Source organism: Burkholderia stagnalis, from assembly GCF_039848545.1.
Lineage (GTDB): Bacteria > Pseudomonadota > Gammaproteobacteria > Burkholderiales > Burkholderiaceae > Burkholderia > Burkholderia stagnalis.
Window position 1 is genome coordinate 99920 of the sequence record NZ_CP156687.1, and the last position, 13892, is coordinate 113811.

The following is a 13892-nucleotide window of genomic DNA, read 5'->3' on the forward strand; positions in this document are numbered from 1 at the left end:
CGCATGAATTTGCGGAATGGAATTAATGAATATTTTTATTTGAATAAAAGATCGAAATGCCGCGATTCGGCGATTTTATCGCCTAGCCGTCGAGCACCGACAAATCCCCCGGCAACGTCCGCTTGAACATCGTGAGCCTCTTTCGCGCAGCCTTCGGCGGCAACCCGATCGCGTGCCGCACCGCCGCCGCGATCAACACCATCGTCAATTCCGAGAACGCCGCCAATTGCGCGTCGGGCACCTCCGGCGCGAGATCCCGCAGCGCGCCCGCCAATAGCCCGGCCAGGAACGCGCCGTCCGCCTCGTCCAGCGCCTGCAGCGCGCGATCGGCCTGCGTCGCCCGCCAGATGTCCCGCATCAGCGGCGTGTCGACGAACATCTGGTAGTAGCTGTCGGTGATGCGGCACAGCGTGCCGTGCAGATCCTCGATCCGCTTCATCTTCGCGAGGTCGCGCCGCACGCATGCGTGCCCGAGCGCGTTGTGGCGCTCCGCCAGCGTGCCGATCACGGCCGTCTTGTCCGGGAAGTACTGGTACAGCGACCCGAACGGAATGCCCGTGCGCTCGACGATGTCGCTCATCCGGAACGCATCGCTGCCGTTTTCGGCCATCACCTCGGCCGCGCACGCGAGGATGCGCTCGACGCGCTCGCGGCTGCGCTGCTGGGTCGGCACCCGGCGTGCCAGACCCGGCGCGCTGGCGTCTTCGTCGCTGCCGGTCTGCCCCGATTTTCGCGTTGCCGTTCGCGTCGCCATGGCGTCTCCAGAAAAACTTGACTTTCTAATGCGAGAGTCTATCGTTTTTCAAAAACACGAGACGTTCTCGGTTTTCAAGCAAGGAGACGCACATGGCCATGCATCCCGTCCTCATCGTCGGCGGCACCGGCAAGACCGGCGCGCGCGTCGACGCCCGCCTGCGCCGGCGCGGCATCGCGACCCGGCCGGTGTCGCGCTCGAGCGCCGTCGCATTCGACTGGGCGCGGCCGGACACGTGGCGCGCCGCGCGCGACTTCGCGGACTACGCGCGGGCAACCGCCGCGACCGGCGTGTGGAGCGCCTGACCCATGCGCGCACTCGTTACCGTGATCCTGCTGTGGTGCTCCGCGATCGGCTGCGGCGTGCTGGCCGGCGTCTACTTTGCGTTCTCGGCGTTCGTGATGACGTCGCTCGGCCGGCTCGCGCCCGCGGCCGGCATCGCCGCGATGAACGCGATCAACGTCGACATCGTCCGGTCGCTGTTCATGCCGGCCTTCCTCGGCACGACGCTCACGTCGCTCGCGCTCGTCGTGCTCGCGCTGCTGCGCGTCGGCGAGCCGGGCGCGATCGGGATCGTCGCGGGCGGCGCGAGCTACGTGCTCGGCATGTTCGTCGTCACGATGGTTTTCAACGTGCCGCTCAACGACGCGCTTGCCGCGGCCGATCCGTCGAGCGCGGAAGGCGCCGCGTTGTGGGCGCGCTACCTGCGCGACTGGACGCTGTGGAACCACGTGCGCACGCTCGCGTCGGTGGCGGCGTGCGGCCTGTTCATCGCCGCGATCGCGTCGCGATAGGCGGGCAGGTGTCGCGACGAGCGATACGTGCTACGCATAGAACGCCGACGGCGACACGCCGAAGTGCCGCTTGAACATCGCGGAGAACGCGCTCTGGCTGCTGTAGCCGTGATCCATCGCGACGGTCAGCACCTTCTCGCCGTGCGCGAGCCGTTTCAGCGCGAGCAGCAGCCGCGCCTGTTCGCGCCAGCGCCGGAAGCTGAGGCCCGTCTCGCGCAGGAACGCGCGATGCAGCGTCCTGACCGAGAGGCCGAGGAGGTCGGCCCATTCGGCGATCGTGCGCAGGTCGTCGGGCGCGGCGACGAGCGCGTCGCAGATCGTCCGCAGCCGCGCGTCGTGCGGCCACGGCAGGTAGAGCGGCAGCAGCGGCGCGGCCGTCACCTCGGCGAGCAGCAGGCGCATCAGATGATCGTGGCGGGAGCCGGGCGCATAGTCGAGCGGCACGTCGACCGCCGCGAGGATCAGCTCGCGCAGCAGCGGATGCACCTCGACCACGCAGCTGCGGCCGGGCAGGTGTTCGACCGCGCCCGGTTCGACGAACACGGTGCGCATTTCGACGTCGCCGCTCATCTGCACGGTATGGTCGAGTCCGGCTTCGAGCCAGACGCCGCGCGTCGGCGGCACGACCCACGACGCGCCGTCCGACTGCACGTGCATCACGCCCGCGATCGCATAGAGCAGCTGCGCGCGCCGATGGCGGTGCGGCGCGATCCAGGTGCCGTTCGGGTAGTGCGCGGCCATCGCCGCGACGGGCATCGGCGTCGATTCGTACGGCAGGTGCACATACGGGCGCAGGGATTCGAATGTCCGATTCGCGACAGGTTGTGACATGTTGGCGTGAGACAGGCAATGGGGTGGGCGGGCACGATGACGCTTCGCTTCACGTCAGCTTCCTGCAACGAGTTTAATCCGCCGCCCGTGATGAACAAGACGATCCATTTTCCTGCCCGCGCGGTCGCGCAACTCGCGCAACTCGCGCAACTCGCGCCACGATCCCCGGCGCAATCGCGCACCCTGCAAGGGGCATTCCGATGAGCGCCGACCCGCGCATGCCGGAGCCGATTCCGTCGCCCGAAGGCCTCATGTTCGGCCTCGCGCACAAGCTCGAGCGGATCGCGGCCGCGCTCGAGGCGATGACGCACACCGCGCGTCCGGCGGCGGCCGATTTCGACGCGGCCATCGCGTTCCGCTGGCACAGCGACGGCCGTGCGAATCGCACGCTCGAACCGATCGCGTCGCCCGCGCTGATCGGCTTCGACGCGCTGCGCAACGTCGAGCGCCAGGCGGCGATCGTCGAGCGCAACACGCGCCAGTTCGTGCGCGGCGGCGCGGCCAACCACGTGCTGCTGACGGGCGCGCGCGGCACCGGCAAGTCGTCGATCGTGAAGGCGTGCCTGCATGCGTTCGCGAAGGACGGGCTGCGGCTGATCGAAGTCAGCAAGGAAGGGCTGAACGACCTGCCCGCGATCGTCGAGCGGGTGCGTGCGCGGCCGGAGCGCTACATCGTGTTCTGCGACGACCTGTCGTTCGAATCCGGCGAGACGGGCTACAAGGGGCTGAAGACGGTGCTCGACGGATCGGTGGCGAGCGACCTGTCGAATGTGCTCGTGTATGCGACGTCGAACCGCCGGCACCTGATGCCCGAGCACGCGAGCGACAACGCGGACGTGTCGCGCGCGGAGAACGGCGAGCTGCATCCGGGCGATGCGGTCGAGGAGCGGATCTCGCTGTCGGAGCGCTTCGGCATCTGGGTGACGTTCTACGGCTTCTCGCAGGACCAGTACCTCGCCGTCGTCGACAGCCGGCTGGCCGAGGCCGGCTTCGACGCCGCGCAGATCCGCGCGGCGCGCGAGCCTGCGCTGCAATGGGCGCTCGAACGCGGCGCGCGGTCGGGCCGCATCGCCGCGCAGTTCGTGCGCGATTACACGGGCCGGATCGCCGACGAAGCCGCTGACGGCGAACGCGTGCTGCGCACGGGGTAACCCGCACGCGCAGCACCGCGCCGCGCATCGTCAGTACGCCCCGTCGCTGCCGCCTGCATCGGTGACGATCGCGACGCCCGAGCTCGTGCCGAGCCGCGTCGCGCCGGCGTCGAGCATCGCGACGGCGGTCGCGCGGTCGCGCACGCCGCCCGACGCCTTCACGCCGATGGCGGGCCCGACCGTGCGGCGCATCAGCGCGACGTCCGCGAGCGTCGCGCCGCCGTGGCCGAACCCGGTCGACGTCTTCACGAACGCGACGCCGAGCTCGCGGCACATCTCGCACACGCGCACCTTCTCGTCGTCGCTCAGCAGCCCCGTCTCGAGGATCACCTTCAGCGGCACCTCGCCGCACGCGGCCTGCACGGCCGCGATGTCGGCCTTCACGTCGTCGGCGCGGCCGCTTTTCAGCGCGCCGAGATTGATCACCATGTCGATCTCGCCGGCGCCGGCCGCGATCGCGGCCGACGCCTCGAACGCCTTCGCGGCGGTGAGGCCCGCGCCGAGCGGGAAGCCGACGACCGCGCATACCTTCACGTCGGTGCCGGCCAGCGCGCGGGCCGCGCGCGGCACGTTCGCCGAGTTGACGCAGACGGAGTAGAAGCGATGCTCGGCCGCCTGGCGGCAGAGCGCGTCGATCTGCGTGTCGCTGGCGTCGGCCGCGAGCAGCGTGTGATCGATGGTGCGGGCAAGTTGGGCGTTGGAAAGCGGCATGTTTCAGACTCCACTGAGCCGTGCGGCAGTCGTGCCGCACGAAAAGTTGATGTTTTCACATCGGTTTGTTACAAATACGACATTTCTTCGGCCGGGCCCTGGCGCCCGGCCCGGCAAGCGGCAGGCCGCCAGGACACGAGCATGGAAACCAGGAAGGGCGAACGGATCAAGACGCTGATGAACGTGCTGCAGGGGCAGAACGCGATCCATCTGCGCGAAGTCGCCGAGCTGTTCGGCGTGTCGGAAATGACGATCCGCCGCGACCTCGCCGACAACCCGCACGGCGTCAGCCTGATCGGCGGCTACGTGACCCGCCATTTTGCCGCGCAGCGCAGCGACATCGGCGAATACCTGATCAGCGCCGAGAACAACCGGCAGACCGAGGAGAAGCGCCGGATCGGCAAGCTCGCCGCGCAGTTCGTGAAGACCGGCGACACGATCTTCGTCGACTGCGGCTCGACCACGCCGTTCATCGTCGACTTCATTCCCGACGATCTCGAATTCACCGCCGTCTGCAACGCGCTGAACGTGTTCGCGAAGCTGCAGCAGAAGCCGCATTGCAGCGTGATCCTGTGCGGCGGCAGCTATCACCGCAAGAACATGGTGTTCGAGTCGAGCGCGGAAACCACCATCCTCGACACGATCCGCGTGTCGAAGGCGTTCATCTCGGCGGCCGGCGTGAGCGAGCGCTGCGGCGTCACCTGTTTCAACTTCCACGAAGTCGACGCGAAGAAGAAGGTGATGCAGCGCGCGCAGAACCGCTTCCTGCTCGTCGATCACACCAAGTTCGACGAAGTGCGCGCCGCGTACTTCGCCGAGCTGACCGACTTCAACTACGTGATTTCCGACGGGCAACTGAGCCCCCGCTACGAAACGGCGATTCGCGAGCACGGCATCGCGCTCGTGACCTGACGCCCGGCGCGCGTGTTTACGCATGCGGCGCGGCCGTCCGGTCGCGCGCCTCGGCGGCGCTCAGGTAGCCCGTGACGACCTCGAAGCGGCGGGTGCCGGCCGGCGCGAGCCGGGCGACGTGGCCCTTGCGGCGCTCCGCCTCGTAGCCCTCCGGTTCGCAGGTCGACGGCAGCACGAACGCGGCGACCTGCTGGTCCGCGTTGTGCAGGATCCAGCGGGCCGCGTGCGGAAACTGCTCGGGGCGATACGCGGTGTGGAACGCGCCGCCATCCGGATGCGCGAGCAGGAAATGCGCGACGCCGTTCGCGTCGGTGCCGGCCTCCCGCATGAAGAACACGATCTCCGGGTCGTACAGCTCGGGCGTATCGAGCGCGTCGAACCGTTCGGGCGCGCGGGCGAGCGCCGCCGTATAGTCGCGCCACGCGGCGGTCGGCTTGACGTGCGCGGGCACGCTGTCGCGCAGGCGCAGGCCGCCGCGTGGCAGCGCCTGCACGAAGCGCGCGCCCGGCACGTACGCGTAGTTCAGGTGCGCCATGTACATCAGGTCCATCGGCGTGCCGCCGAGGTTGGTGACCGCCATGCGGATCGTCATCTGCGCGGCGTGCTCCGCGAGCCGCACCGACGGCCGCGCGACATAGTGGCTGCCGAACCCCTGCACGTACTCGTACTCGCCCGTCACCTCGACGAACGCGCCGTTCGCGTCCGCGCCGACGATCACGCTCGCGCGATCCATCGGCGCGCACGGCATCTCGCCGTGCAGCGCGTGCGTGTCGCCGGGCCCCGGGCAGCCGTTGCGCAGCAGGCCGCTGTGGAACATGAAGCAGCCGTACGTGTCGAGGATCGACGTTGCGCGCTTCGGCTGCCGGAACATGTGCTTCATCGTCAGGTCGCGGCCGTCGAACGCGGCGGCCCAGATCATCTGGCCGAGATACGGCAGCACGACGATATGGCCGCGGCGGTTCTCGAGCTTCAGCGCCTCGACGCCGGACGGATACGCGAACGCCGTCACCGTGAAGCCGTCGGTGCGGTACAGCGTGCGCGGCGTGTCGCGGAAGTCGTCGCGCCGCAGTTCGATTTCGCCTTGCATGCTCAGGCTCCCGTGGTGTTGCGGGCGTAGCGCGCCTCCGCCGCGGCCGGCGCGTGCCGCAGGCACAGGAAGCCGTAGCCGACGATTACGACGAAGCACGCGAGCGGCACCACGAACGCGAGCTGCATGTTGCCGCCGGTGTGGTCCGAGATCAGCCCCTGGATCAGCGGCACGACCGCGCCGCCGACGATGCTCATCACGAGGATCGAGCCGCCGTATTCGGTGTCCTTGCCGAGGCCGTCGATCGTGAGCCCGTAGATCGTCGGCCAGCACGGGCCGAGGAAGATGCTGACGCCCACCGCCGCGTAGACGGCGGTGATGTCGTGCACGCCGATCGTGTAAGCGAGCAGCGCGATGCACAGCAGGCCGTACGCGATCAGCACCTTGGCCGGGCCGACGCGCTTCATCACGAGCGTCGCGATCAGCTTGCCGACGAAGAACGCGAAGAACGTCGCGAGCAGGTAGCGCGACGCGCCGCGCTCGGTGAGGCCGCCGATCTGCATCGCGAGCCGGATCGTGAAGCTCCACACGCCGACCTGCGCGCCGACGTACAGGAACTGCGCGAGCACGCCGGCCACGAAGCGGCGGTTGCCGAACAGGCGCGCGAGCGTGCCGCGCGCGTCGATCCGGTGGGCCGCGGCGCTCGCGCCGTTGCCCTTGCAGGCCGGATACGGCGTCAGCGCGAACACGACGAACACGGCCGCGAGCACCACGATCAGCCATTTGTATGGCTCGAGCGTCGCCTGGATCATCGCGAGCTGGTGCACGCGCGCGTCGGCCGCCGACATCGCCGCGAGCTGCGCGTGCGACGCGTCGCCTTCCTTGAAGATCAGGAAGCTGCCCATGTAGACGCCGGCCATCGCGCCGAACGGGTAGAACGTCTGCGAGATGTTGAGCCGGCGCGTGCCCGTCTCGCGCGGGCCCATCAGCGTCGAGTAGGAATTCGACGCCGTCTCGAGGAACGACAGCCCGGCCGCGATCACGAACAGCGCGACGAGGAACATCCCGTATTTCGCCATCGACGCGGCCGGGAAGAACAGCAGGCAGCCGACGGTATAGAGCAGCAGGCCGGCCAGGATCGTCGTCTTGTAGCTGAACTTCTTCACGACGGTCGCCGCGGGAATCGCGACGAAGAAGTAGCCGAGGTAGAACGCGGACTGCACGAACGCCGATTCGAAGTCGGACAGGAAGAACGATTTCTTGAACTGGGCGATCAGCACGTCGTTGAGGTTCGCCGCGGTGCCCCACAGCGCGAACAGGCAGCACAGCAGCGTGAACGCGAACAGGGGCGTGCGGTTCAGGTAGTAGCCGTCGGGCGCGTGTTCGATCCTGGCTCGGCTCATGGGTGTCTCCTTCCCGGGTTGTCTCGTCGATGGGGCGCGCGGCGTTCAGAGGCCGGCGTCGCGGATGAAGCGCTCGAAGGTCGCGGCGTCCGCATACGATTTCTGCGTGCCGAGGCCCGTCACCGAATGCGCGGCGTACGCGGACGCATGGCGCATCGCGGCGGCGGCGTCGCGCGTGGCGACGTAGTAGCGCGCGAAGCAGCCGATGTACGCGTCGCCCGCGCCGGTGGTGTCGCGCGCGTCGACCGGCACGCCCGGCACGTGCCGCACGCCGTCGCGCGACACGAGCAGCGAGCCCTGCGCGCCGAGGGTGACGATCACCTGCTTGAGGCCGCGCGCGACGAGCGATGCGGCCGCGTGCGCGGCGGCGTCGGGCGAATCGACCGGCATGCCGGACACGATCGCGAGCTCGGTTTCGTTCGGCACGAAGAATTCGACGGTGCGGATCCGCTCGAAGTCGAGGTTGGCCACCGCCGGCGCGGGGTTCAGCAGCACCGGAATGCCGTGCCGCGCGCCGAACGCGATCGCGTGATAGACGGTGTCGAGCTCGATTTCGAGCTGCAGCACGATCAGCCCGCAGGTGCGCAGCGTCGGCGCGGCCGCGTCGATGTCGGCGGGCCGCAGATGGCGGTTCGCGCCCTTGACGATCAGGATGCTGTTGCTCGAATCGGGCTCGACGAAGATCGGCGCGACGCCGCTGGGCACGCCGGGCACCTTGCGCACGTGTTCGGTGTCGATGCCGGCGCGTTCGAAGTTGCGGATCGTGTTGTCGGCGAACACGTCGTCGCCGACCTTCGTCACCATCACGACCCGCGCGCCGAGGCGGGCGGCCGCGACGGCCTGGTTAGCGCCCTTGCCGCCGCAGCCGAGTTCGAAGTTCGGCGCCTCGAGCGTTTCGCCGCGGGCGGGCATGCGGGTGACGTAGGTCACCAGGTCGACCATGTTGCTGCCGATGACCGCGATTGTCGCCATGCGTCGTTTTCCTTGGAATGATGGGGGGCGGACGCACGAACGGGGGCGCCGCCAACGCATGATAATAAATTCACACAAAATGTGAAATAACAATCTTCATATGTGATGTGGGTCACGTTTGCGGGGTGCAACGTGTGGGTGGCGAACGACCTGCCGGGGATCGAACGGAAGGACAAGCGTCCGCCGGTGCAGGCTTGCCGGCTGGCCATGGCGGGCTGACGCCGGAAAGGCCGGGCCGGGAGACACCTGATCCTCGCGAGGCGGCATGTTTGCGCTCGGTTGGCGGTTGTTCGGGTGAGGCGGCTGGGCCCGCGCGGCGGCCAGCGCCGGCGACCGCCAGATGCTGGCCGTTCGGCAGGCGATCCGCGCGGTGCCGCATTCGGCCGGCGCGGTGTCGGTGCTCGAGCACCGGCTGAGCGGCATCGGCATCGGTATCGACGTGGCGGCCGCAGGCGTCGCGGTCCTGCAGCGCTACGACTTCGCGTCTCAGCCGCGCTGCAGCCCATAATCGCAAACCTTGTTGATACCCCCATATATCATTAGATCGAGATATCAGTCGCCAAATTAAATCGCATAATTTCTATGGCTTGAATGGCTGGATTAATTGATTTGAATATAAATGTATTCAATAAAAGTTCCGTGCTTTTGTTTGAATTAATTCATGAAAATCGCGTTCAAACTTCACGCGTTTTGTCGTAGACTGCGTTCCGTTTAAATGCTTGTCGCTCGAACCGGTGCCGGCAGGCCGCTGGCGCGGGTACGCTGTTGCCCGGGCGATTTCCGTGCGGCGCGCTGTCGGTCGCCGAAATCAAACCGTTTGCACGCAGCGCGATAAATCGCGCCGATCATTGATGCACGGAAAACAATCGAGTCATTCGGTGTTTTTAATCCGTGAATCCGGCAGATTATTTCGAAATCCAGTTCATCGCCGTGCGCGATTCGGAATGAATTGCAGCATTTCGAATCGCATCGGCGCCCGTTGTCGGGATTCGATCGAACAATTCCGCTATTTACCGGGCAAGCCGCCGGTTCGTCTCACGCAGTCGAGTGTCAATCGGCTGCCGGTCCGCCTTCGCGAGGATCGGCGGCGAGTCAGGTAGGGATTCACCCGCAATCGTCAATCGACGCATCCGCGCGGACGCGCCCGGACGTTCGTTCACCCCTTGCACCACCAGCATGGAGAACCTGCACCATGACGACATCCACTCTCGATTTGCCGCGCGTTTCCGAACGCGAACCGCACGCCGCGCCGCCGCGCAACATCGTCGACCTGCTGTTGCGGGCCGCGCGGCTGCATCCGCATACGGGCGTGCGTTTCATCGCCGCGGCATCCGAGGAAAAGGGCGCTTTCGTCACGTATCCCGAGCTGCTCGACGAGGCGCGCCGCATCCTGGGCGGCCTGCGCTCGCGCGGCTACCGATCCGGCATGAAGGTCGCGCTGCTGCTCGAGCACGCGAACGATTTCATCCCGGCATTCTGGGCGTGCGCGCTCGGCGGATTCGTGCCGTGTCCGCTCGTGCCGATCCGCAACGATCCGCAGCGTTGGGCGAAGCATCTTGCGCACGTCGACACGCTGCTCGACCATCCGCTGCTCGTCACCACCGAAGCGCTGAAGAGCGATCTGCCGGGCGGCGCATTCGCCGTCAACCTGAACGCGCTGCGCGCCGGCGCGCCCGACGAATCGGTTCATGCCGCGCAACCGTCCGACCCGGCCGTGTTCGTGCTCACGTCGGGCTCCACCGGCAACGCCAAGGCGGTCGTGCTCACGCACGGCAACCTGCTCGCGTCGATGGCGGGCAAGAACGACACGCAGCAGCTCGCCGGCGCGGACGTCACGCTCAACTGGATCTCGTTCGATCACGTCGCGGCGCTGCTCGAAGCCCACCTGCTGCCGCTCTACGTCGGCGCCGTGCAGCTCCATGTCGAATCCGCGGCGATCCTGACCGATCCGCTGCGCTTCTTGCGGCTCATCAGCCGCTATCGCGTCACGATGACCTTCTCGCCGAACTTCCTGTTCGGGCAACTGAACGCCGCGCTCGAAGCGATGGGCGACGAGGCGCTCGCGGCGTGGCGCCGCTCGGTGGATCTCTCGTCGCTGCGGCACGCGGTGTCGGGCGGCGAGGCGATCGTCGTCGCGACCGGGCAGCGCTTCCTCGATCTTCTTGCGCCGTGCGGCCTCGCGCGCGACGCGCTGTGGCCCGCGTTCGGGATGACCGAGACGTGCGCGGGCTCCGTGTATTCGCGCGAATTTCCGCACGGCGACGCGGGCCGCGAGTTCGCGTCGCTCGGCCTGCCGGTGGCCGGGCTGCAGATGCGCATCGCGGACGACCGCAACAACGTGCTGCCGGACGGCGAAGCGGGCGAGTTCCAGGTGCGCGGCCCGATGATCTTCGAGCGCTATTACAACAACGCCGAGGCGACGCGTGCGGCGTTCACGAGCGACGGCTGGTTCCGCACGGGCGATCTCGGGCGCATCGAGCGCGGCCGGCTGTGGCTCGTCGGCCGCAGCAAGGACAGCATCATCGTCAACGGCGTCAACTACTTCAGCCACGAGCTGGAGACGACGCTCGAAGCGCTCGACGGCATCAAGCGCTCGTTCGTCGCGGCATTTCCGACGCGCGGCACCGGCGACGAATCCGAGCAGCTCGTCGTGACGTTCACGCCGTCGTTCCCGCTCGACGACGACGACGCGCTGTATCGCGTCATCGTCGCGATCCGCAACAGCACGATCCTGCTGTGGGGCTTCCGGCCCGCGTTGATCCTGCCGTTGCCGGAAGACGCGTTTCCGAAGACGAGCCTCGGCAAGACCCAGCGCACGATCATGCGCAAGCGGCTCGAAGCGGGCGGCTACGACGGCCGCAAGGCGCTGGCCGCCGATCTCGCGAACCGGCAGATGGGCGGCTACGCCGCGCCCGAGGGCGACACCGAGGCCGCGGTCGCCGCGATCTTCGCGGAGATGTTCCAGGTCGCGCCCGACGCGATCAGCGCCACCGCGAGCTTCTTCGATCTCGGCGGCACGTCGCTCGACATCCTGAAGCTCAAGCGCCACGTCGAGCAGCGGCTCGGCGTCGTCGACCTGCCGATCGTGACGATTCTCCAGAATCCGACCGTGCGCGCGCTGGCCGCGCGCCTCGCGCCGGGCGAGCGCGTGACGGCGGGCGATTACGACCCCGTCGTGCCGCTGCAGCTCACGGGCGGCAAGACGCCGCTCTTCTGCGTGCACCCCGGCGTCGGCGAGGTGCTCGTGTTCGTCAATCTCGCGAAGTATTTCGTCAACGAGCGCCCGTTCTATGCGCTGCGCGCGCGCGGCTTCAACGAAGGGGAGACGTATTTCTCCCGCTTCGACGAGATGGTGAGCACGTATGTCGACGCGATCCGCAAGCGGCAGCCGCACGGGCCGTACGCGGTGGCCGGCTATTCGTACGGCGGCGCGGTCGCGTTCGAGATCGCGAAGGTGCTCGAATCGCAGGGCGAGCGCGTGGATTTCGTCGGCAGCTTCAATCTGCCGCCGCACATCAAGTACCGGATGGACGAGCTCGACGAGGTGGAAGGCGCGGTCAACCTCGCGTTCTTCCTGTCGCTGATCGACAAGCAGCAGTCGCTGACGCTGCCGCCGCAGTTGCGCGCCGCGATGCCGGAGCAGGACCCGCTCGCGTACCTGATCGACCACGCGCCGCCCGGGCGGCTCGCCGAGCTCGACCTCGATCTGCCGAAATTCCGCGCATGGGCGGGGCTCGCGCAATCGCTGCTGACGCTCGGGCGTTCGTACGTGCCGTCGGGCAGCGTGCAGGCGATGTCGATCTTCTACGCGATCCCGCTGCGCGGCACGAAGGGCGACTGGCTGAACGACCAACTGCGCCGCTGGGACGAGTTCACGCGCGCGCCGAATCGCTACATCGACGTGGCGGGCGAGCACTACACGCTGATGGGGCCCGCGCACGTCGCGACGTTCCAGGCGGTGCTGCGGGCCGAGCTCGATCGCGCGCTCGGCGGCAAATGACCGATGTCCGGCATCACGATGAACCAGGAGCAGAGGCGCATGGCGGTGTCTGTCGACGAAGCGCGCTGATCAAGCCGATCGCGGACTGACCGTACCGCTCGCGCGGCGGCGGGCCGCATTCATACGCATTCTTACGCATTCGTATTTCGATCGATCGAAAGGAGCAATCTGATGACGGAAGTGCAGACGGGACAGCCGCCGCATCTCGCGATACTGCAGATGGTCACCGGCAAGTGGCACGCGCAGGCGCTCTATGTCGTCGCCGAGCTCGGCATTGCAGACCTGCTGGCGGAGCGGGAACGGACGGCGGACGAGCTGGCCGCCGCGACGGACACCCACCCCGAGGCGCTTTACCGCGTGCTGCGCGCGCTTGGCAGCCTCGGCGTGTTCGTCGAGGAGGAGGGCCGGCGGTTTCGCAACAGCCCGCTCGGCGACACGCTGCGGCGCGACGCGCCGGGCTCGATGCGCGGCTTCGTGCGGCTCGCGGGGATGGATGCGGGATGGCGGGCATGGGGGCAGCTGATGTACAGCGTCAAGACCGGACGCAGCGCGTTCGAGCATGTCGTGGGCGGGCCGGGCTTCGCGTACATCGATGCGCATCCGGAGATGGCGGCGATCGTCAACGACGCGATGACGAGCGTCAGCGAACTGGAAGCGCCGGCGGTGGCACAGGCCTATGATTTTTCGCAAGCACGCACGATCGTCGATGTGGGTGGCGGCCACGGCTTCCTGCTTGCGACGCTGCTGCTCGCGAACCCGCAGGCGAGCGGTGTGCTCTTCGAGCTGCCGCACGCGTGCGAAGGCGCGCGGCAGCTTTTGGCGAAGCACGGGCTGACCGGGCGGGTGAAGGTCGTCGCGGGCGACGCGAGCAAATCGATCGACGTGCACGGCGACGTCTTCGTGATGAAGCACGTGATCTGCGACTGGGACGACGAGCAGGCGACGCGGATCATGACGAACTGCGCGGAAGCGATGCGCCCGGGCGGCAAGCTCCTGCTCGTCGAGGCGGTGCTCACGCCGCCGGGCGAGCCGCATTTCGCGAAGCTGCACGATCTCGAAATGCTGATCATGAGTTCCGGCGGGCATGGGCGCACGGCCGAAGGGTACGGGCGGCTCTATGCGGCGGCGGGGCTGTCGATGACGGCCGTTTATCCGACGCAAGGCGCGCATAGCGTGATCGAGGGCATCAAGCCGTGACGGCGCGGCGAGCGGCGCGGGCGGTTCGAGCAGTCGGCCGCGCTCGCCGCTCGCGCGCGCTTCGCGAGCACGTCCGACAGCGCGCGGTTTCATCGTCAGCCGACTGTTCCAGCCCCGGCGCAGCGCGCACGGCAGCGCGC

13 protein-coding genes are annotated in these 13892 nt (G+C 67.9%); 7 read left to right on the plus strand and 6 right to left on the minus strand.

Annotated elements, in window-relative coordinates; translation table 11 throughout:
- Nucleotides 1-82: 82 nt before the first annotated feature.
- A complete protein-coding gene (locus tag ABFO07_RS31285) occupies nt 83-754 on the minus strand; it encodes a TetR/AcrR family transcriptional regulator (protein WP_059911464.1) in 672 nt (223 codons plus the stop codon).
- 92 nt (nt 755-846) lie between these two features.
- On the opposite strand from ABFO07_RS31285, the gene ABFO07_RS31290 reads away from it, so the two are divergent.
- Nucleotides 847-1059, plus strand: a complete 213-nt coding sequence (locus tag ABFO07_RS31290; protein ID WP_059911461.1) for a hypothetical protein — start codon at nt 847-849, stop codon at nt 1057-1059.
- A 3-nt stretch (nt 1060-1062) separates the two neighbouring features.
- Complete coding sequence (locus ABFO07_RS31295; RefSeq protein ID WP_060292398.1) at nt 1063-1548, plus strand: DUF1772 domain-containing protein; 486 nt, start codon at nt 1063-1065, stop codon at nt 1546-1548.
- 30 nt (nt 1549-1578) lie between these two features.
- Here the strand turns inward: ABFO07_RS31295 and ABFO07_RS31300 are convergent, their stop codons facing one another.
- Entirely contained in the window at nt 1579-2379 is an 801-nt protein-coding gene (locus ABFO07_RS31300) for an AraC family transcriptional regulator (protein ID WP_059563213.1), read from the minus strand.
- A 200-nt stretch (nt 2380-2579) separates the two neighbouring features.
- Between ABFO07_RS31300 and ABFO07_RS31305 the strand changes: the two genes are divergently transcribed.
- Nucleotides 2580-3530 carry an ATP-binding protein gene (locus ABFO07_RS31305; protein ID WP_347469866.1) on the plus strand — a complete coding sequence of 317 codons (951 nt, stop codon included), beginning with the start codon at nt 2580-2582 and terminating at the stop codon, nt 3528-3530.
- A 30-nt stretch (nt 3531-3560) separates the two neighbouring features.
- Here ABFO07_RS31305 and deoC read toward each other — a convergent pair whose 3' ends face one another.
- Nucleotides 3561-4241, minus strand: coding sequence for a deoxyribose-phosphate aldolase (gene deoC / locus ABFO07_RS31310; RefSeq protein WP_059810832.1), 681 nt, complete (start codon nt 4239-4241; stop codon nt 3561-3563).
- Between the two features lie 141 nt (nt 4242-4382).
- Between deoC and deoR the strand changes: the two genes are divergently transcribed.
- A complete protein-coding gene (gene deoR / locus ABFO07_RS31315; protein ID WP_059563215.1) occupies nt 4383-5153 on the plus strand; it encodes a DNA-binding transcriptional repressor DeoR in 771 nt (256 codons plus the stop codon).
- 16 nt (nt 5154-5169) lie between these two features.
- On the opposite strand, the gene ABFO07_RS31320 is transcribed toward deoR, so the two are convergent.
- Genes ABFO07_RS31320 through rbsK form a run of 3 tightly spaced genes read right to left on the minus strand, consistent with a single transcriptional unit; the run spans nt 5170 to nt 8555 of the window.
- On the minus strand, nt 5170-6240 hold the full coding sequence (locus ABFO07_RS31320) for an aldose 1-epimerase family protein (RefSeq protein ID WP_347469867.1): 1071 nt from the start codon (nt 6238-6240) through the stop codon (nt 5170-5172).
- A gap of 2 nt (nt 6241-6242) precedes the next feature.
- Nucleotides 6243-7583: an L-fucose:H+ symporter permease gene (gene fucP, locus ABFO07_RS31325; protein ID WP_060017913.1), complete on the minus strand. Its 1341-nt coding sequence runs from the start codon at nt 7581-7583 to the stop codon at nt 6243-6245.
- Nucleotides 7584-7628: 45 nt separating this feature from the next.
- Nucleotides 7629-8555, minus strand: a complete 927-nt coding sequence (gene rbsK / locus ABFO07_RS31330) for a ribokinase (RefSeq protein ID WP_060017915.1) — start codon at nt 8553-8555, stop codon at nt 7629-7631.
- Between the two features lie 340 nt (nt 8556-8895).
- Between rbsK and ABFO07_RS31335 the strand changes: the two genes are divergently transcribed.
- From ABFO07_RS31335 to ABFO07_RS31345, 3 genes are all read left to right on the plus strand, one after another.
- Nucleotides 8896-9063 carry a hypothetical protein gene (locus tag ABFO07_RS31335; RefSeq protein WP_155631622.1) on the plus strand — a complete coding sequence of 56 codons (168 nt, stop codon included), beginning with the start codon at nt 8896-8898 and terminating at the stop codon, nt 9061-9063.
- Nucleotides 9064-9747: 684 nt separating this feature from the next.
- Nucleotides 9748-12555: a non-ribosomal peptide synthetase gene (locus tag ABFO07_RS31340; RefSeq protein WP_347469868.1), complete on the plus strand. Its 2808-nt coding sequence runs from the start codon at nt 9748-9750 to the stop codon at nt 12553-12555.
- 171 nt (nt 12556-12726) lie between these two features.
- Entirely contained in the window at nt 12727-13752 is a 1026-nt protein-coding gene (locus ABFO07_RS31345) for a methyltransferase (RefSeq protein WP_347469869.1), read from the plus strand.
- Nucleotides 13753-13892: the final 140 nt, after the last annotated feature.